Annotated in this window: 20 protein-coding genes; 7 read left to right on the plus strand and 13 right to left on the minus strand. The window is 72.9% G+C overall.

Annotated features, from left to right (window positions below):
• The coding region (locus tag ACWEVP_RS41660; protein ID WP_452068106.1) for a cbb3-type cytochrome c oxidase subunit I at positions 1 to 1,232 on the minus strand (1,232 nt) is incomplete at its 3' end.
• A gap of 134 nt (positions 1,233 to 1,366) precedes the next feature.
• On the opposite strand from ACWEVP_RS41660, the gene ACWEVP_RS41665 reads away from it, so the two are divergent.
• Positions 1,367 to 2,179 (plus strand): phosphotransferase, encoded by an 813-nt coding sequence (locus ACWEVP_RS41665; protein WP_452068107.1) that lies wholly within the window; start codon positions 1,367 to 1,369, stop codon positions 2,177 to 2,179.
• Here ACWEVP_RS41665 and ACWEVP_RS41670 read toward each other — a convergent pair.
• Entirely contained in the window at positions 2,167 to 2,928 is a 762-nt protein-coding gene (locus ACWEVP_RS41670; protein WP_452068108.1) for an alpha/beta fold hydrolase, read from the minus strand. The two genes, ACWEVP_RS41665 and ACWEVP_RS41670, sit on opposite strands and share 13 nt — an antisense overlap.
• Here ACWEVP_RS41670 and ACWEVP_RS41675 point away from each other — a divergent pair.
• Positions 2,927 to 3,466, plus strand: a complete 540-nt coding sequence (locus tag ACWEVP_RS41675; RefSeq protein ID WP_452068109.1) for a GNAT family N-acetyltransferase — start codon at positions 2,927 to 2,929, stop codon at positions 3,464 to 3,466. The genes ACWEVP_RS41670 and ACWEVP_RS41675 overlap by 2 nt on opposite strands.
• Positions 3,467 to 3,496: 30 nt before the next feature.
• On the opposite strand, the gene ACWEVP_RS41680 is transcribed toward ACWEVP_RS41675, so the two are convergent.
• From ACWEVP_RS41680 to ACWEVP_RS41690, 3 genes are all read right to left on the minus strand, one after another.
• Entirely contained in the window at positions 3,497 to 3,802 is a 306-nt protein-coding gene (locus ACWEVP_RS41680; protein ID WP_452068110.1) for a hypothetical protein, read from the minus strand.
• Positions 3,803 to 4,340: 538 nt separating this feature from the next.
• Positions 4,341 to 5,432 (minus strand): NAD/NADP octopine/nopaline dehydrogenase family protein, encoded by a 1,092-nt coding sequence (locus tag ACWEVP_RS41685; protein ID WP_452068111.1) that lies wholly within the window; start codon positions 5,430 to 5,432, stop codon positions 4,341 to 4,343.
• Between the two features lie 94 nt (positions 5,433 to 5,526).
• Positions 5,527 to 6,651 carry an alkaline phosphatase family protein gene (locus ACWEVP_RS41690; protein ID WP_452068112.1) on the minus strand — a complete coding sequence of 375 codons (1,125 nt, stop codon included), beginning with the start codon at positions 6,649 to 6,651 and terminating at the stop codon, positions 5,527 to 5,529.
• 329 nt (positions 6,652 to 6,980) lie between these two features.
• Between ACWEVP_RS41690 and ACWEVP_RS41695 the strand changes: the two genes are divergently transcribed.
• A complete protein-coding gene (locus ACWEVP_RS41695; RefSeq protein WP_452068113.1) occupies positions 6,981 to 7,193 on the plus strand; it encodes an FmdB family zinc ribbon protein in 213 nt (70 codons plus the stop codon).
• On the opposite strand, the gene ACWEVP_RS41700 is transcribed toward ACWEVP_RS41695, so the two are convergent.
• Positions 7,190 to 8,308, minus strand: coding sequence for a trans-sulfuration enzyme family protein (locus ACWEVP_RS41700; protein WP_452068114.1), 1,119 nt, complete (start codon positions 8,306 to 8,308; stop codon positions 7,190 to 7,192). The two genes, ACWEVP_RS41695 and ACWEVP_RS41700, sit on opposite strands and share 4 nt — an antisense overlap.
• Before the next feature lie 58 nt (positions 8,309 to 8,366).
• Here ACWEVP_RS41700 and ACWEVP_RS41705 point away from each other — a divergent pair, with 58 nt between their 5' ends.
• Positions 8,367 to 8,840 (plus strand): Lrp/AsnC family transcriptional regulator, encoded by a 474-nt coding sequence (locus tag ACWEVP_RS41705; protein ID WP_086672559.1) that lies wholly within the window; start codon positions 8,367 to 8,369, stop codon positions 8,838 to 8,840.
• A 2-nt stretch (positions 8,841 to 8,842) separates the two neighbouring features.
• On the opposite strand, the gene ACWEVP_RS41710 is transcribed toward ACWEVP_RS41705, so the two are convergent.
• Both ACWEVP_RS41710 and ACWEVP_RS41715 read right to left on the minus strand, forming a co-directional pair.
• Entirely contained in the window at positions 8,843 to 9,367 is a 525-nt protein-coding gene (locus ACWEVP_RS41710) for an adenylate kinase (RefSeq protein ID WP_452068115.1), read from the minus strand.
• Positions 9,351 to 9,815, minus strand: coding sequence for an Lrp/AsnC family transcriptional regulator (locus tag ACWEVP_RS41715; protein ID WP_452068116.1), 465 nt, complete (start codon positions 9,813 to 9,815; stop codon positions 9,351 to 9,353). Before ACWEVP_RS41715 ends, ACWEVP_RS41710 begins: the two co-directional genes overlap by 17 nt.
• A gap of 93 nt (positions 9,816 to 9,908) precedes the next feature.
• Here ACWEVP_RS41715 and ACWEVP_RS41720 point away from each other — a divergent pair, with 93 nt between their 5' ends.
• The 3 genes from ACWEVP_RS41720 to tsaA are packed head-to-tail and all read left to right on the plus strand — an operon-like array spanning position 9,909 to position 11,577.
• Positions 9,909 to 10,748, plus strand: coding sequence for an LLM class flavin-dependent oxidoreductase (locus ACWEVP_RS41720; RefSeq protein WP_452068117.1), 840 nt, complete (start codon positions 9,909 to 9,911; stop codon positions 10,746 to 10,748).
• Positions 10,745 to 11,170 (plus strand): nucleoside deaminase, encoded by a 426-nt coding sequence (locus ACWEVP_RS41725; protein ID WP_452068118.1) that lies wholly within the window; start codon positions 10,745 to 10,747, stop codon positions 11,168 to 11,170. Before ACWEVP_RS41720 ends, ACWEVP_RS41725 begins: the two co-directional genes overlap by 4 nt.
• Positions 11,167 to 11,577 carry a tRNA (N6-threonylcarbamoyladenosine(37)-N6)-methyltransferase TrmO gene (gene tsaA / locus ACWEVP_RS41730; RefSeq protein WP_452068119.1) on the plus strand — a complete coding sequence of 137 codons (411 nt, stop codon included), beginning with the start codon at positions 11,167 to 11,169 and terminating at the stop codon, positions 11,575 to 11,577. The genes ACWEVP_RS41725 and tsaA overlap by 4 nt, the downstream gene beginning before the upstream one ends.
• Here the strand turns inward: tsaA and ACWEVP_RS41735 are convergent, their stop codons facing one another.
• From ACWEVP_RS41735 to ACWEVP_RS41755, 5 genes are all read right to left on the minus strand, one after another.
• On the minus strand, positions 11,578 to 13,347 hold the full coding sequence (locus ACWEVP_RS41735) for a 3-hydroxyacyl-CoA dehydrogenase family protein (protein WP_452068120.1): 1,770 nt from the start codon (positions 13,345 to 13,347) through the stop codon (positions 11,578 to 11,580).
• Between the two features lie 119 nt (positions 13,348 to 13,466).
• Positions 13,467 to 14,141 carry a dihydroxyacetone kinase phosphoryl donor subunit DhaM gene (gene dhaM / locus ACWEVP_RS41740; protein WP_452068121.1) on the minus strand — a complete coding sequence of 225 codons (675 nt, stop codon included), beginning with the start codon at positions 14,139 to 14,141 and terminating at the stop codon, positions 13,467 to 13,469.
• The gene (gene dhaL, locus ACWEVP_RS41745) at positions 14,138 to 14,767 is read right to left on the minus strand and encodes a dihydroxyacetone kinase subunit DhaL (RefSeq protein WP_452068122.1); all 630 of its coding nucleotides are present in this window, start codon (positions 14,765 to 14,767) and stop codon (positions 14,138 to 14,140) included. Before dhaL ends, dhaM begins: the two co-directional genes overlap by 4 nt.
• Positions 14,767 to 15,768, minus strand: coding sequence for a dihydroxyacetone kinase subunit DhaK (dhaK, locus tag ACWEVP_RS41750; RefSeq protein ID WP_452068123.1), 1,002 nt, complete (start codon positions 15,766 to 15,768; stop codon positions 14,767 to 14,769). Before dhaK ends, dhaL begins: the two co-directional genes overlap by 1 nt.
• A 67-nt stretch (positions 15,769 to 15,835) precedes the next feature.
• Positions 15,836 to 16,840 (minus strand): DUF3558 domain-containing protein, encoded by a 1,005-nt coding sequence (locus ACWEVP_RS41755; RefSeq protein WP_452068124.1) that lies wholly within the window; start codon positions 16,838 to 16,840, stop codon positions 15,836 to 15,838.
• Positions 16,841 to 16,862: the final 22 nt, after the last annotated feature.

The raw sequence follows: 16,862 nt of genomic DNA on the forward strand, positions 1-16,862 counted from the left end.
ATGCCGGCGAAGGTGGCGAACACGATCGTGCCGTAGAGCACGTAGTGGAAGTGCGCGACGACGAAGTAGCTGTCCGACACGTGGAAGTCGATCGCCGGCGCGGCCAGCATGATGCCGGTCAGGCCGCCGAAGAGGAACGTGACGATGAAGCCCATCGAGAAGATCATCGGCGTCTCGAAGGACAGCTGGCCCTTCCACATCGTGCCGATCCAGTTGAAGAACTTGATGCCGGTCGGGACGGCGATCAGGAACGTCATGAAGGAGAAGAACGGCAGCAGCACGGCGCCGGTGGCGTACATGTGGTGCGCCCACACCGCGACCGACAGGGCCGCGATCGCCAGCGTCGCCCACACCAGGCTCTTGTAGCCGAACAACGGCTTGCGGCTGAAGACCGGGAAGATCTCCGAGACGATGCCGAAGAACGGTAGCGCGACGATGTAGACCTCGGGATGGCCGAAGAACCAGAAGAGGTGCTGCCAGAGGATCACACCGCCGTTTTCGGGGTCGAACACGTGCGCCCCGAGGTGCCGGTCCGCCAGCAGGCCCATCAGAGCCGCGGTCAGGATCGGGAAGGCGAGCAGGATCAGGATCGACGTCACCAGGATGTTCCAGGTGAAGATCGGCATCCGGTACATCGTCATGCCGGGCGCGCGGAGGCAGACCACGGTGGTGACCATGTTGACCGCGCCGAGGATGGTGCCGAGACCGGAGACCACCAGGCCGGAGATCCACAGGTCCGCGCCGACGCCCGGCGAGTGGATCGCGTCCGACAGCGGGGTGTAGGCGAACCAGCCGAAGTCGGCGGCGCCACCCGGGGTCAGGAAGCCGGACAGCACGATCAGGCCGCCGAAGAGGTACAGCCAGTACGAGAACGCGTTCAGCCGCGGGAACGCGACGTCCGGCGAGCCGATCTGCAGCGGGAGCACGAAGTTCGCGAAGCCGAAGAGGATCGGGGTCGCGTACAGCAGCAGCATCACCGTGCCGTGCATGGTGAACAGCTGGTTGTACTGCTCCTGCGACAGGAACTGCTGACCGGGGCGCGCCAGCTCGGTGCGGATGAGCATGGCCATCGCGCCGCCCGCCATGAAGAAGGCGAACGACGTGACCAGGTACATGATCCCGATCTGCTTGTGGTCCGTCGTGCGGAACAACCGCAGCAGGTACGAACCCTTGACCGACTCGCGCGCGGGATACGGGCGCGTCGCGATCGGCTTGGGGGCTACGGCCGTCACTCCTGCCTCCAACACTGAAACCTCGTGGTGGTCATCGTCCGGCCGCCGAGGCGGGCAACGCCCGGTTCAGCGGTCAAGGGGGATCGTAGCCCTCGCTACCGACAGTCGCGCGCACCGGCTGGCAAGATCGGGCCGTGGCCGACGAATACACGCGGACCGCGGTGCGCGCGGCACTGACCGTGACCTCGCGGCTCGGCCTGCGCGAGCACGCGCCCGAGGTGCTCCACGAGCGCTCGAACGTGCTGGTGAGGCTGGGTCCGCTGGTCGCGCGGGTGCCGGGGACCACCCGCCTCGCGCGGCCCGGTCCGGCCTGGCAGGAACGCGATCTGGCGGTGTCGCGGTTTCTCACGGAACGTGGTGTGCGCGTCGTCTCACCGGCCACGGATCCCCCGGCCGGGCCCCATTTCGCCGACGGTCTGCCGGTCACGCTCTGGAACTGGACGCCGCACGATCCGGACCACCGGTACGCACCGGACGTCGTCGCGCGCTCGCTCGCCGAGGTGCACGCGGCGCTGCGCGAGTACCCCGGCGAACTGCCCCGGCGCGGCCCGCTGGAGGACCTCGAACGCATCTTCGCCCGGCACGACCTGGACCCCCGGTTGCCCGCCGAGGCGGCGCGGCTGGCCGCGGCGGCGCCGGACGTCGCCGCGCAGCCGCTGCACGGCGACGCGCACCCCGGCAACCTGATCGCCACTCCCGCCGGGCCGTGCTGGCTGGACTTCGAGGACACCTGGCGCGGGCCGCTGGCCTGGGACCTCGGCATCCTCGCCCGCCAAGGCGGCCCGGAGTACCTCGCGGCGTACCCGGGTGAGGCGGACGAAGAGGTGCTTCGCTTTTTCACCCGGCTGCGGGAGCTGTACGCGGTCGTCTGGCAGTTCGTCATCGCGATCCGCTTCCCGGACCGGCTGGCCGGCGCCCGCTCGGCGCTCGACGCCTACTTCTCGTGAGTCGCCGGGTACCAGGACAGGATCGCCTCGACCACGCCCGCCGGGTCCTCCAGCGGGGTCAGGTGCCCGGCGCCGGGGAGCACCACGAGGGTCGCTCCGGCCAGCGCCTCGACCATGGCGCTCGCCGCCGCCACCGGGGTGATCGGGTCCTCTTCGCCGACGACGACCAGCGCCGGCACCCCCGACTCGCGCAGCAGCTCCACCGAATCCGGCCGCGTCCGCAGCGCGAGCGCCGTCCACGAGATGCCGGCCGGCGGCTGCGATTCGATGATCTCCCGGACGGTCTCGACGACCTCGGGCCGCGTGGCGCGGGTGGACTCGGCCAGCAGGTTCGGCAGGTTGGCCTCGGCGAGCCAGCCCTTGATGCCTTCGTCCTCGACGCGCTTCGCGACGTCCAGCCTGCTCTGCGCGGCCTCGGGTGTGTCGGGCGTGGCCTTGGTGTCGATGAGCACGAGCCCGCCTACCCGCTCGGGCGCCAGCCGCAGCACGGCCATCGCGAGGTAGCCGCCCATCGAGCAGCCGCCGAGCACCACGCGGTCCAGGTCCAGGCGGTCGAGCAGGGCGACGACGTCCCGCGCGGCGTCTTCGAGGCTCGGTTCGCGCTCGGACTCCGGCAGCGGCGAGCGGCCGAGCCCGCGCTGGTCCGGCGTGATCACCCGAAGGTGTGAAGCGAGGGGCTCGCGCACCGCGTTCCACATGCGGGCGTCCAGGGGAAAGGCGTGGAGGAGGACCAGCGGCAGTTCGGTCATGCGGGCCATTTTGTCGGACCCCCGCGCTAGCTTCGCCGATGTGTTCACCGACATCGAAACCGACCGGCTGCTGCTGCGTCCGCTCCACGAGGCGGACCGGCAGGCGATGGTCGACATCCACACCGACCCGCGCACCAACCGCTTCCACCCGGATCCGCCCGACGTCCCGCGCGCGTCGGCGATGTTCTCGGACTGGCTCGCGCACTGGGCCGAGCACGGCTTCGGCTACCCCGCGGTGCTCGAACGCGGGGGCACCGAGGTGCTCGGCATGTGCGGGGTGCGGCTGCGGGAGTTCCACGGCGAGAAGGTGCTGAACCTCGGCTACCGGTTCCGGCCGTCGGCGTGGGGCAAGGGGTACGGGGTGGAGGCCGGGCTGGCGGTGCTGGCGTGGTGCGCCCGCGACCTGCCGTCGCTGCCGGTGCTGGCGAGCGTCAGCGTGGAGAACAAGCCGTCGCTGCGGGTGGCGGAGCGGCTGGGCTTCACCGAGTACACGGAGGAGATGTACGACGGCGCGTACTCGCGTCACTACCGGCGCTGAGCCGGGCGGTGTTTGACAACTCCAGAGTGTTCAGCGGCGGCGGTTCGGCCGGCGCCGGGCCCGGGCGTCCCAGCAGGCCCGGTGCCAGTGCCTGCGGTCGGCGACGGAGCCGGTCTCGTCGGCGGGCCAGACGACGACGTGCGGCGTCCCGGGCCGGATCTCGTGGTCGCAGCCGGGGCAGCGGTAGGTCTTGCCGGCCTGCGCCCCGGGCACGGTCCGCACGAGCCAGTCGCCATCGGTGCCGGATTCGGCGCGCGCCCACCCGGTGGCGGCACCGAGCTCACGTTCGGGCGGCCCACCGTCCGAGCGGCGGCCGGGACGGTTCCGTCGAGGCACGCGGCCCACGGTAAACGGCGGCGGCCGGGGCCGGCCGCCCAGGCCCGCGCGGCTCCGGCCGGGGAGGCCACCACCCCGGAACGCGGGGCGCGAGCGGCCCGGTCCGCGCCGGCCCGGCACCCGGCGCGGACTCAAGCCGCCCGGCCCGGCGCCGTGTCCAACCCTGCATACCGCCGCGCGGCCCGGCCACCCGGCGGCCCTCACCCGGCGGCCCTCACCCGGCGCGGCCTCGAACCGCCCGGCCCGCCACCGGCATCCCTTCCGAGCGGCCCCGGCCACCCAGCGCCCATCACCCAGCGCGGCCTCAAACCGCTCGGCCACCCGGCGCCCATCACCACCGGAGGCCTCAAACCGCCCAGCCCGCCACCGGCATCCCCACCAAGCAGCCCCAGCCACCCAGCGCCCACCACCCGGCGCGGCCCCAAACCGCCCAGCCCGCCACCGGCATCCCCACCAAGCAGCCCCAGCCACCCAGCGCCCACCACCCGGCGCGGCCCCAAACCGCTCGGCCACCCAGCGCCCATCACCACCCGCGGCCTCAAGCCGCCCGTTCCACCGCCCCACGGCCGGCCGCCAATCGGCCCACGATCCCCTCGTGCCCCAGCCCCTCCCAGCCGAGCCGGACCAGCGTCCGCCCGGTCCGGCGGAAGTCCTCCCCGCCGAGCACGGACATGATCGTGATCGCCGCGTCCACCATCGGCGTCGCCACCCCGGCGCACCGCGCGAGCGCCTGCAGCGGCACCAGCGTCGACCGGATGTCCTCGGTCAGGAACCGGTGGTCGAGGCTCGTCGGCGCGGCGATCGTCCGGTACGGCTCCACCGTCCGCAACGCGTCCAGCAGCGTCGTGGCCGGGCACCCGTAGTACCGGTCGAGCACCTCGGTCATCGGCAGCAGCCGCGCGCCGTAGGCCCGCGCGACCAGCGCGAACTCCGCCTCGGTCCGCTCCAGCAGGGCGACCGTCCGCGCCGACACGCCGTCGACGTAGAAGAGCAGCTCCTCCGCGCGGTCGATGGTGCCGAGGTTGGCGAGCGCGATCGGCACGTGCGCGACCGCGCCGAAGTCGTGCAGGCCGCGTTCGACGGGGTTGCGCGCGACCTCCAGCATCGGGAACCACTCGCGCAGCAGCCCGGCGTGCCGTCCGACGGCGGCCGGCGTGCTGCCCGAGATCAAATTCCAGCCCTTGGCGCCCAGCACCGTCACTCCGTGGACGCCGGACGGTCGCGCGGCGAACAGCGCGTCCGTCTCGACGACGTCGACCTCGGGTGCCCCGGCGGCGGCGAGCGCGTGCGCGAATTCGACGCTCCCGCACAGCTTCCCGGAGAACAGCACCACGACCTGCCCGGCGCGCAGGTGCGGCGCGAGCCGGGCGGCGACCTCCGGATAGGCGGTGGTCACGGTGGCGACCAGCACCACGGCCCGCCCGGCGAGCGAGGCGCGGTCGTCGGTCACTTCCCGCAGCGGGAACCGCCCGGCGAACACCCCGCTCGCGACGATCTCCCGCCGGCGCGCGATCTCCGCCACCGCACCGAGGTCCCGCGTGCAGAGGTGCACCGCCAGGCCCCGCGAGGCGAGGTATGCCGCGACAGCCCGTCCCTCACCACCGGCTCCGACGACCCCGATCCCGTCCATTCCGCCCACTCCCCTCACTCGGATACGCAGTGGACGAGTCGGGGCACCGCGAGCGAAAGTTCCGGCGAGGGCACGTTCCCGTGAACCGGACCGGTCAGCCCTGGGCGAGGGCGAGCGGAACCAGCTGTTCGGCGGTGGTGAGCGACCCGTGCTGCCCGATCAACGACGTCTCGACGGCCTCGGCGAGCCCCCGGACCATGCCGAACCGGTCCCGGGCCGCCGCGACGACGTCGCCGATGCGCGGCAGCACCCGGTCGCTGACGGTGTGCCCGAACCACCCTTCGGCGACGGCCTCCTCCCGCGAGCGCACCCAGGCCCGCTCGCCCAGCACCTCGCGCCAGGCCGCGAGGACATCCGCGGCCGCGCCCGGTTCGGTGTAGACGTGCCGGGCGCGCACCTCGCCCCCGAACGTCCGGACGCCGTCCAGGAGTTCCGGGACGTCTTCGAGGTCGAGCTTGTCGTCGACGGTCACCATCCCGTGGTCGGCCACCACGGCCAGCAGGGCGCCGGGCGGCAGACCGTCCACAAGGGACTCGACGAGCCGGTCGATCTGGCGCAGCTGCATCCGCCACGCGGCCGAGCCGGGGCCGTAGACGTGCCCGAGCAGGTCGAGCTCGCTGTGGTAGGCATAGCAGAAGGCGCGGCCGCCGAGCACCGACAACGTCCGCGCGGCGAGGTCGCCCAGCGCGTGCACCCCGGCGTACTGGGCGCCGCCCTGGGTGGCCAGGGTCAAGGCCGTGTCGCGGAACTTGGCGGAGGACACCACGGCCGCGTCGATGCCCGCCGAAGCGGCCCGCTCGAAGGTCGTCGGCAGCGGCTGCACCTCGCGTGGCGGGAGGGCGCCGCGGAGATCGCTGCCGTCTTCGTGGCTGCACCAGCGCAACGCGTTCAGCACGCCGGTGCCGGGCATTTCGAAGGTGTAGCCGACCATGCCGTGCTCACCGGACGCGAGCCCGGTGCCGATCGCGGCCACGCCCGCGGCCGTCGTGGACGGGAACCCGACGCGCAAGGACTCCCGGGCGAGCTCGGTGAGCACCGGCGCATCGGCGGCGTGCTCGGCGAGCAGCTCCCGCCCGAGCCCGTCGACGAGCAGCACGCCGGCGCTGCGAGCCTCCGGCAGGGCGAGGGTGTTCCCGCAGCCCGGCACCCCGAGCGCGGCGAGCAGGGAAGGGACGACCTGGCCGAGGTGCGGGACATCGGCGAGCGAAGGCGGCTGCACGCGCCCAGCTTCCCACCGGAGGGCCCGCCCGGCCGAGCGGCTGGCCGCCCGGCGACGATTCCGTCGCCCGCCGCGGAGCCCGTCCACCGCGCGGCCTTTCCCCGGCCCGAGCGGTGGGCCCGGGCCGGGACTCGGCACCGACTGCCCCCACCCCGACGCGGCGCTCCCGGATACCGCGACCGCGCCGCTCCCCGGCCCCACCGCGGCCGCCCCAGCCGATTTCCGGCCCGGCACGGCAGCCACAGCCACCGAACCCAGCCGGCGCCACCCCACCCCACCGCGAAGACCCGGGTCTGTCCCCACAACCCGTTTCCGGCGATAATCGCGGCATGCCGACCTACGCCTACCGCTGCCGCGAGTGCACCGAGACCTTCGAGCTCCTGCGCCCGATGAGCGAATCCGGCGCGCCGGCGGCCTGCCCGGACGGGCACACCGACACCGTCAAGCTGCTCACCACGGTCGCCCTCACCGGGGCCGCGGGCGGACCCGCGGTCCCGGCCGGTGGCGGCGGTGGCTGCTGTGGCGGCGGCTGCTGCGGCTAGCGCGCCTTCAGCGCCTGCTCCAGGTCCGCCCAGAGGTCCTCGACGTCCTCCAGCCCGGCGGAAAGTCTGATCAGCTGGTCGGACACGCCGGCGTCGTGCCGGTCGCCCTCGTCGACGATCCGGTGGCTGATCGACCCCGGGTGCTGGATCAGCGTGTCGACGCTCCCGAGGCTGACGGCCGGCGTGATCAGCCGGACCGCACCGATCAGGGCGTGCGGGTCGCCGTCGACCTCGAACGCCACCAGTGGCCCGCCGATCCGCGGGTAGTGCACCGCCGTCACGGCCGGGTGTTCGCCCAGCCGCGCGGCCAGCGTCGCCGCGGTGGCCGACGCCGCGTTCACGCGCAGGGGCAGCGTGGAAAGCCCGCGCAGCAACAGGTATCCGGCCAGCGGGTGCAGCACGCCGCCGGTCGCGAAGCGGATCTGGCGCAGCCGCGCGGCTTCCTCCGCGTCACACGCGACGATCCCGCCCATCACGTCGCCGTGGCCGCCGAGGAACTTCGTCGCGCTGTGCAGCACGATCCGCGCCCCGTGGCGGCCCGGGCGCTGGAGCACCGGGGTCGCGAACGTGTTGTCCACCAGCAGCGGCACGTCTCCGCAGGCGCCGGCCAGCGCGGCGATGTCGGCCTCGGCCAGCGTCGGGTTCGCCGGCGTCTCGACGAACACCAGCCCGGTGTCGGGCCGCAGCGCGGCGGCGACCCCGTCCGGCGCGGCCCAGGTGACCTCGGTGCCGAGCAGCCCGGACTCGAGCAGGTGGTCGCTGCAGCCGTACAGCGGGCGCACGGCGACGACGTGCCGTTTCCCCTGCGCCACCGCGGAAAGCAGGCAGGCCGAGACGGCGGCCATCCCGCTGGCGAACGCGACGCCGTGCTCGAAGCCCTCCAGCTCCGCCAGCGCCCGTTCGAACCGCTCGACCGTCGGGTTGCCCACCCGGCCGTAGATCGGCGGCCCGTCGAGCTCGCCACCGGCGGCGAAGGCGTCGATCCGGGCGGCTTCGGCGGCACTGTCCCGGGACGGGTACGTCGTGGACAGGTCCAGCGGGGCGGCGTGCACGCCGAGGTCCGTGAGGTCGTCACGGCCGGCGTGGACGGCGCGGGTGCGCAGCGAGGAAGTCATGTCCGCATCGTCGAGCTTTCACCGGAGCGGGAGCAACACTCTCGGATATCATTCGGCGATGCCCGATTCCGTCGAACTGAGTCCGGTCGATCTCGAGATTCTGCGCCTGCTCCAGAACGATGCCCGGATCACCAACAAGGACCTCGCGGCCGCGGTCGGCATCGCGCCGTCGACGTGCCTGGACCGCGTCGCCCGGCTGCGGGACACCGGCGTGATCACCGGGCAGCACGCGTCGGTCGACGCCGCGAAGCTGGGCCGTCCGCTGGAGGCGTTCCTGTTCGTCCAGGTCCGCCCGCACCGGCGGCCGCTGGTCGACCCGTTCGTCGAGCACCTGCTGTCCCTGCCCGAGGTGCGCGCGGTCTACCACCTGACCGGGCCGGACGACTTCCTCGCGCACGTCGCGACCAGCTCCGCCGGCGAGCTGCAGCGCCTGGTCCTCGACGAGCTGACCGCGCGGGACGAGGTCGCCCGCGTGCACACGAACCTCGTCTTCCAGCACTGGAGCGGCGGCCCGCTGCTGCCGCCGGCCTGACCTCAGAACGTCGAGAGCCAGCGGCGGGTCTCGCGCGGCGATGTCAGCCGGACGACCGAGGGGCCCGGCGACGTCGCGGCCCACTCCCGGATGGTCGCCCGCTTCCGCGCGAACGACCGGAAGTGCCAGCGGATGATCGAGTCCCGGGAGAACATCTGGCGGAACGACTCGACGTTGCCGTTGCAGATCCGCTCCCGGGTGATCGAGCGCACGGCGGTCCGGCGCACGAGCCGGCCCAGCGAAAGCCAGCGCGGGTAGTCGAGCCCCACGATGAGCTGTGTGCGAGGCAGCACGACGTCCCTCCACTTGCCGTACACGGCGTCGAGGACCCAGCGCTCGCCCGCGCACACCTCGGCGATCCGGCGGCGCTGCTCGTCGTCCGGGACCCCGACCCAGCCCGGCTCCCAGGTGAGGTCGTCGGCCGAGACGTAGGGCAGGCCGGCGCGCTCGGCGATCCGGGCCGCGAGCGTCGACTTGCCCGAGCCGGTCACGCCGTAGACGACGATGCGTTCAGGCGTCGAGATCACGGGCGGGCTCCCTCGGTCCGCGGTAGGGCAGGGTCTGGCTGTAGACGATGCTCGTGGTCGTGCTGCCGAACTGGGCCAGCTCGTCCATCGTGTGCTCCAGGTGGGCCATCGAGGCCGCGGCGACCTTGAGCGTGTAGCAGTCGTCGCCGGTGGTGCGCAGGCATTCGAGGATCTCGAAGCGCTCGCCGAGCAGCTTGTGCAGCGCGTCGTGGCGGCTGCCGGGGTACTTGAGCCGGACGACGGCCAGCACCGGGTAGCCGACCTTGCCGAGGTCGACGTCGGCGCGGTAGCCGGTGATCACGCCCGTCGCTTCGAGCCGCCGGAGCCGTTCGGTGGTGGCCGACGCGCTGAGGTTCACCCGGCGGCCGAGTTCGGTCAGCGGCAGCCGGGCGTCCTGCTGGAGCTCGACCAGGATGGCCCAGTCCGTCGGGTCGAGACTCTCGGTCATCCGGTGAATGTACCGCGAGATCCACGGCCGAAGCCGCCGAACACCGTGATCATTCCCTTCCGACCACGGCTTCGACCTCGATAGCCTTTTCCGGTGAAGATCGGCGTGAACGTCCCCAACTTCGGCCCCGGCACGGACCCCGGCGTGCTGCGCGCGTGGGCGCGGACGGTGGAAGGCCTCGGCTTCGACCTGCTGATGGTGTCCGACCACGTCGCGATCACGCCCGACGTCGCCGGTCAGTACCCGGCGCCGTTCTACGAGCCGTTCACGACGCTGTCGTGGCTCGCGGGCGTCACCGAGCGGGTGCGGCTCGGCACCACCGTGCTGGTCGTGCCGTACCGGCACCCCCTGCTGGTGGCGCGGATGGCGGCGAACCTCGACGCGCTCAGCGGCGGCCGGCTGGTGCTCGGCGCCGGGATCGGCTGGGCGAAGCAGGAGTTCGCCGCGCTCGGCGTGCCGTTCGAACAGCGCGGGAAGCTCACCAGCGAGTACCTGCGGGCGATCCGCGCGGCGTGGGCCGACCGCGACGACTACCGCGCCGGCCCGATCCCGCTGTGGCTCGGCGGGCACAGCGACGCCGGGCTGCGCCGGGCGATCGAGCTCGGCGACGCCTGGCACCCGCTGCGGCTCACCCCTGACGGGTTCCGGGAAGGCTTGGCGCGCTTGAAGAACCTCGCGGGCGATCGGCCGCTGCCGTCGTTCGCGCCGCGGATCCTGCTGCGGGTGACCGAAGAGCCGGTGGCCGGGCCGGACCGGCGCGCCGGGGAAGGAACGCTCGCCCAGATCGTCGGCGACCTGGCGCAGCTGCGGGCGCTGGGCGCGGACACCGTCGTGCTCGACCCGTTCGATGCGGACCCCGCCGAGACCCTCCACCCGGAGGTCGCTTGGCGAGACCTCGCGGCGCTCGCCGCGTCCTGGAAGGAGAACCGGTGAAGGACACCGAAGAAGCCCTGCTGCGCCGTGCGATCGAGCTCGCCCGCGAGGCGCGGGAGGAGCACGGCAACCCGCCGTTCGGCTCGCTGCTGGCCGACGCCGACGGGAACGTCCTCGCCGAGGACCGCAACACGTCGTTGACCGACAACGACATCACGGCGCACCCGGAGCTGAAGCTCGCCCGCTGGGCGGCGCAGAACCTGGACCCGGAAACCGCGGCGGCGACCACGATGTTCACGAGCACGCAGCCGTGCGGGATGTGCACGGGCGCGATCGAGCGGTCCGGGCTCGGCCGGGTCGTCTACGCGCTGTCGTCGGAGCAGTTCATGACGCTGCGCCCGCCGGTGACGTGGGGCTACAAGTCGGAAGGCCCGGCGTTGTTCGACGAGGCGCGCGTGCCGGTCGAGGGCTACTACAAGTGACCGGCTACGAGGTGCGCCCGGTGGCGCGCGTCGAGTCGCCGTTGACCGACCGCGCGACGGCGCCGAGGCAGGCCGACGAGGGCGCGCCACCGGCCCGGGTGGTGTTCTCCCCGGAGTACCGCCCGGCGGCGGCCGACCTCCGCCCGGGCGACCGCCTGGTCCTGCTGACGTGGCTGCACGAAGCCGACCGGGAGGTCCAGGCGGTGCACCCGCGCGGCGACCCGGATCGCCCGCGCGAGGGGGTGTTCTCGACGCGCTCACCGGACCGCCCGAACCCGATCGGCCTCCACACGGTGACCGTGACGGAGGCAGCGGACGGCGTGCTGACGGTGACCGGACTGGAGGCGATCGACGGGACGCCGGTCCTGGACGTGAAACCGGTCCTCGGCGAGGTGGCCGAGCGCTGATCAGTAGTCCTTGAAGCCCTTCCCGGTCTTGCGGCCCAGCCGCCCGGCCGTCACGAGGTGCTCCAGCAGCGGCGCCGGCGCGAAGCCCTCCTCGCGGAACTCGTTGTACAGCGTCCGCTGGATGGCCAGCGACACGTCCAGGCCGACGACGTCCAGCAGCTCGAACGGGCCCATCGGCAGACCGCAGCCCACCTTCATGGCCGTGTCGATGTCGTCCGCGCCCGCGTAGTGGGCCTCCAGCATCTTCACCGCGTCGTTCAGGTACGGGAACAGCAGCGCGTTGACGATGAAGCCCGCGCGGTCTCCACAGTGGACCGCGTGCTTGCCCACCGCGGCGCAGACCGCGCTCGCCGTCGCGACGACGTCCGGGGCGGTCGCGATCGTCGAGACCACCTCCACCAGCTTCATCACCGGGGCCGGGTTGAAGAAGTGGAGGCCGATCACGTCGGCGGGGCGGGACGTCGCCGCCGCGCACTCGATCACCGGCAGCGAAGACGTCGTCGTCGCCAGGACCGCGCCCGGGCGGACGACCTCGTCGAGCGCGGCGAACACCGCCTGCTTCACCGAAAGCTCTTCGGCCACCGCCTCGACGACCAGGTCGACCTCGGCCAGCGCCTCGAAGTCGGTGACCGGGGTGATCCGGCCCAGCGCCGCCGCGGCGTCCTCTTCGGACAGCTTTCCGCGAACCACGGCCTTGTCGAGCGACTTCTTGACGCGAGCCACCGATGCCTGCGCCTTCTCCAGGCTCCGGGCGCGCAGCACGACGTCGAGGCCGCGCTTGGCGAACACCTCGGCGATGCCGGTCGCCATCGTCCCGGTGCCGATCACACCCACGCGGGCGACCGGGCGCGGTTCAACAGCGTCCACAATGGACACGACCGTCGAGTCCGCGACCACGTTCGGGGAATCCGGCGCGTCGTAGGCGTAGAAGCCGCGGCCGGTCTTGCGGCCGAGCAGGTTCGCCGTGATCATCTGCTTGAGCAGCGGCGCCGGCGCGTGCAGCCGGTTGCGGGACTGGTGGTACATCGTGTCGAGGATTTCGTACGCGGTGTCCAGCCCGATGAGGTCGAGCAGCGCCAGCGGGCCCATCGGGTACCCGCAGCCGAAGCGCATCGCCGCGTCGAGGTCCTCGCGCGTCGCGTAGCGCTGCTCGTACATCCGCACCGCGTGGTTGAGGTAGCCGAACAGCAGCGCGTTCGCGATGAACCCGGCCCGGTCGCCGATCACCACCGGCACCTTGCCGAGCCGTTCGGCGAACGCGACCACCTCGGTGACCACTTCCGGCTCGGTCACCACCGTCTTGACGATCTCGACGAGCTTCTGCACCGGCGCCGGGTTGAAGAAGTGCATCCCGACGACCTTGCCCGGGCGCGTGGTGTGCACGCCGATCTCGGTGATCGACAGCGACGAGGTGTTGGACGCGAAGACCACCTCGGGCCGGGTGATCTTGTCCAGCTCGGCGAAGACGTCCGCCTTCAGCCCCAGGCTCTCCGGGATCGCCTCGACGACCAGGTCCACTTCGGACAGATCCGACAGCGAGGTCCCGTACCGGATCCGGCCCAGCAGCGCCTCCCGGCCCGCCGCGTCGAGCTTGCCGCCGGAGAGCGCGCGTTCGGTCGAGTGCTCCAGGTGCCCGCGGCCGCGGGCGACACCGGCCTCGTCGAGCTCGACCGTGACGACGTCGAGCCCGCTGCGCGCGAGCACTTCGGCGATGCCGGCCCCCATCGTGCCCAGGCCGACCACTCCGACCGTCGAGATGTCCCGCGCCATCGAGGCCTCCAGAGATGTTACTCGCTGGTAATTGGCCCCGATGCTGCCACACGGAACCGCCGGAAGCCCAGACGGAATCGAGTCAGAACCGCGGACGTCACCCGGTCGGCGACCCCGGATCACTCGCCGAAATTGCCGTCCACCAGCTCTTTCGCCTTGTCCAGCGCGGCGGTCGCCTGCGGGCCGCGCGCCCGCACGCGGATCCGGTCGCCCTGGCGGGCACCCAGCGACATCAGCGCCAGCACGCTGTGCCCGTCGGCCTCCTGCTCGCCGAGTGAGACGGTGACCTCGGCGTCGAACGCGCTCAGCGCGCGCACCAGCACCGCGGCCGGGCGCGCGTGCAGCCCGACCTCGTTGCGCAGCACCAGCTCGACCTCGTCGCCCCCGCCGGCGCCGGGTTCGACGGGCGCGAGGTCTTCGGGCATGCCGGCCGCCGCGGCGGCCTCCGCCACCGCCTTGCGGTCCCGGCCCGACTGCGCCGCGACCGCCGCCGCGATCGCGCCTTCGACCAGCGGTCCGTCCGCGACGACGGCGGCCGAGGGGTCGGCCAGCGACTCGACGGCGAGCTCGGCGGTCATCTGCGCGCTGCCGAGGTCGTAGAGCAGCACGACGCCGTCGCCGGAGTCGGCGCGCTGGGTGGCGGCGACGACCTCGTCGTAGTCCGTGCCGATCGAGCCGTCGGAGAGGCCGCCGGCCGGCAGGATGGTGACGTCCGGCGCCATCTGGGCCGCCAGCTCGGCCAGGCCTTCCGCGAGCTTCGAGCTGTGCGAGACGAGCACGATGCCGACGCTCACCGGGCGGCCTCCGCGAAGGCGCGTAACAGCAGCGCGGACGACCGCGCACCCGGGTCCATGTGCCCGACCGCGCGCTCGCCGAGGTAGGACGCGCGGCCCTTGCGCGGCACCAGGTCCACTGTGGACTCCGCGCCCCGGTCGGCCGCGTCGGCCGCCGCCGTCAGCACCGCGGCGACGTCACCGCCGTCCTCGGCCGCCTTCTCCGCAGCCGACACCGCCGGGATCAGGGCGTCGACCATGGTCGCGTCACCGCCCACGGCCTTGCCACGGGCCTGGACACCTTCCAGCGCGGCGCGCAGCGCGTCGAGCAGGCCTGCGACATCGAGGTCTTCGGCGGTGCCGAGCTTGGCCGACGCCCGCAGGAAAGCCGTGCCGTACAACGGCCCCGCGGCCCCGCCGACCTTGGAGATCAACGTCGTCGCGACGAGTTTCAGCACCCCGCCGGGCGTGTCCGGAGCGGCGGAGTCGAGCCCCGCGACGACGGCCGTGAACCCGCGGTTCATGTTCTCGCCGTGGTCGCCGTCGCCGATCGCGCGGTCGAGGTCGATCAGCTCGGCGCGGTGCTCGGCGACCACCGCCGCGGCGGCGCGCACGGCGGCCGCGACCCCGTCGGCCTTGCAGGTCATCAGAGCCCCCACCGCAGCGCCGCGGTGTTGACCGGTGCGTCCCAGAGCTCGGTCAGCTCGTCGTCCAGCTTGAGCAACGTCAGACTCATCCCCTGCATCTCGAGGCTGGTGATGTACGGGCCGACCAGCCGGCGTTCGACCACGATCCCACGCTCGGCCAGCAGCCGCTCGGCGATGCCGTGGGCCAGGTACAGCTCGACGAGCGGGGTGCCGCCCATCGAGTTGGTGAACAGCAGCACGCGGTCGCCGGAGGCGAACGGCAGGTCGAAGGCGACCGCCTCGACCAGCCGCGCCACCAGCGCGTCGGCCGGCTCGGCCGGGATCCGCTCGCGGCCGGGCTCGCCGTGGATGCCGATGCCGAACTCGATCTCGCCGTCGCCGAGGTCGAAGCTGGGGGTGCCGGCGTGCGGCACGGTCGGCGCGGTCAGCGCGACGCCGATCGAGCGCACCTGGCCGATCACCTTCCGCGCCAGCGCCGTCACGGCGTCGAGCGAGTCACCGCGCTCGGCGGCCGCGCCGGTGATCTTCTCCAGCAGCACCGTGCCGCCGACGCCGCGGCGGCCCGCCGTGTAGGTCGAGTCCTTGACCGCGACGTCGTCGTCGATCACGACGCTGCGCACCTCGAGGCCCTCGGCGGCGGCCAGCTCGGCGGCCGTCTCGAAGTTCAGCACGTCGCCGGTGTAGTTCTTCACGATGAGCAGGGCGCCGGCGTCGCCGGTGGTCGCGGTGACGGCGGCCTGCACGGCGTCCGGCGTCGGCGAGGTGAACACCGCGCCGGGCACGGCGGCGGCGAGCATGCCCGGGCCGACGAACCCGCCGTGCAGCGGCTCGTGCCCGGAGCCGCCGCCGGAGATCACGGCGACCTTGCCCGCGACCGGCGCGTCGGCGCGGACCACGACGTCCGGGTCGTACTGGACGCGGAGGATGTCGGCGTGCGCGGCGGCGAGCCCCCGCAGCGACTCCGCGACGACGTTCGCCGGATCGTTGATGATCTTCTTCACGGCAGCCTCCGGCACATCGGCGGGTGGGGTGTCCCCTTCCTACCTCGCCGCGCGGCCGACCGCCAGATCAGGGTTTGGGCAGCTTCGAAACGACGTTCTTCGCGACGGTGACCGCTTTGCCGCACGGATCGTCGGTGCCCGGTTGGGCGGCGTAGCTCTGGTAGTCCACTTGGGCCAGCTCGACGTCGTCGCCCTGCCACGGCCGGTGCTGCCACTCGACCTGGCACTGCGACGAGCTCGTCGACCCCTTCTTCTGGAAGCCGGTCACGCCACCGCCGAGGTCCACCTTGGAGTACCCGTCGCCTTCCAGCGGCGGGAGACCGGGCAGGAACTCGACGGTGACGGTCGGGTCGGTGCCGTTGCTCTTCCAGTCGCAGGAGTGCAGGCCACTCGGCGCGGACTTCGGCGACGGCACGACGGGGGTCACCACCGCGGTGTCGGCCATCGTGCACGGGTCGGCCGTCAGCACGGTGCCCGACGGCGTCGAGTACTTCTCCGGCCCGTTGTGCACCTTCTGGACCACGGCTTCCATCACCGTCCGGCCGGGACGGCACGGGTCGCCGGGGTAGGTGACCGACAGCGTCAGGGCCAGGTCCGGGTTGAGCGCCGTCATCGCCGCGACCGTGCAGCTGGTCTCGTCGGTCTTGTTCTCGCGCAGCGGCAGCCCGCCCACCTGGCCGGTGGTCTTGTCCGCGCGCGGCAGCAGGGTGTTGCCGATCTCGAACTCGAGCCGGATCTCCTTGCCGCCCGGGTCCTTCACCTTGGTGCTGCACCGGTCGAAGGCGATCGAGGACGGCGACGGGTCCTCTTCGACCGTGCCGAGGCCCAGCGAGCCGAGGGCCTCCTTGGTCAGGAACTGGCACGGCTTGATCGTGCGCAGGACGTTCGCCGCCACGGCGGCGTCGGTGATCGGGCCGTCGGAGGTCTGGCCGGTCCCGGCCGCCGCGGGCACCGTCGTCCGCGCGAAGTTGGACTTGCCGAGGTCCTGCCCGCACGCGGTCAGCGGCAGCGCGAGGGCGGTGACCAGCAGGAACAGCTTCGGGAGACGGCGGCGCCGAACGTCAGGGAGCACGCGGTGCACGGTAGCGGGAACC

It is taken from the genome of Amycolatopsis sp. NPDC003865 (genome assembly GCF_053605345.1).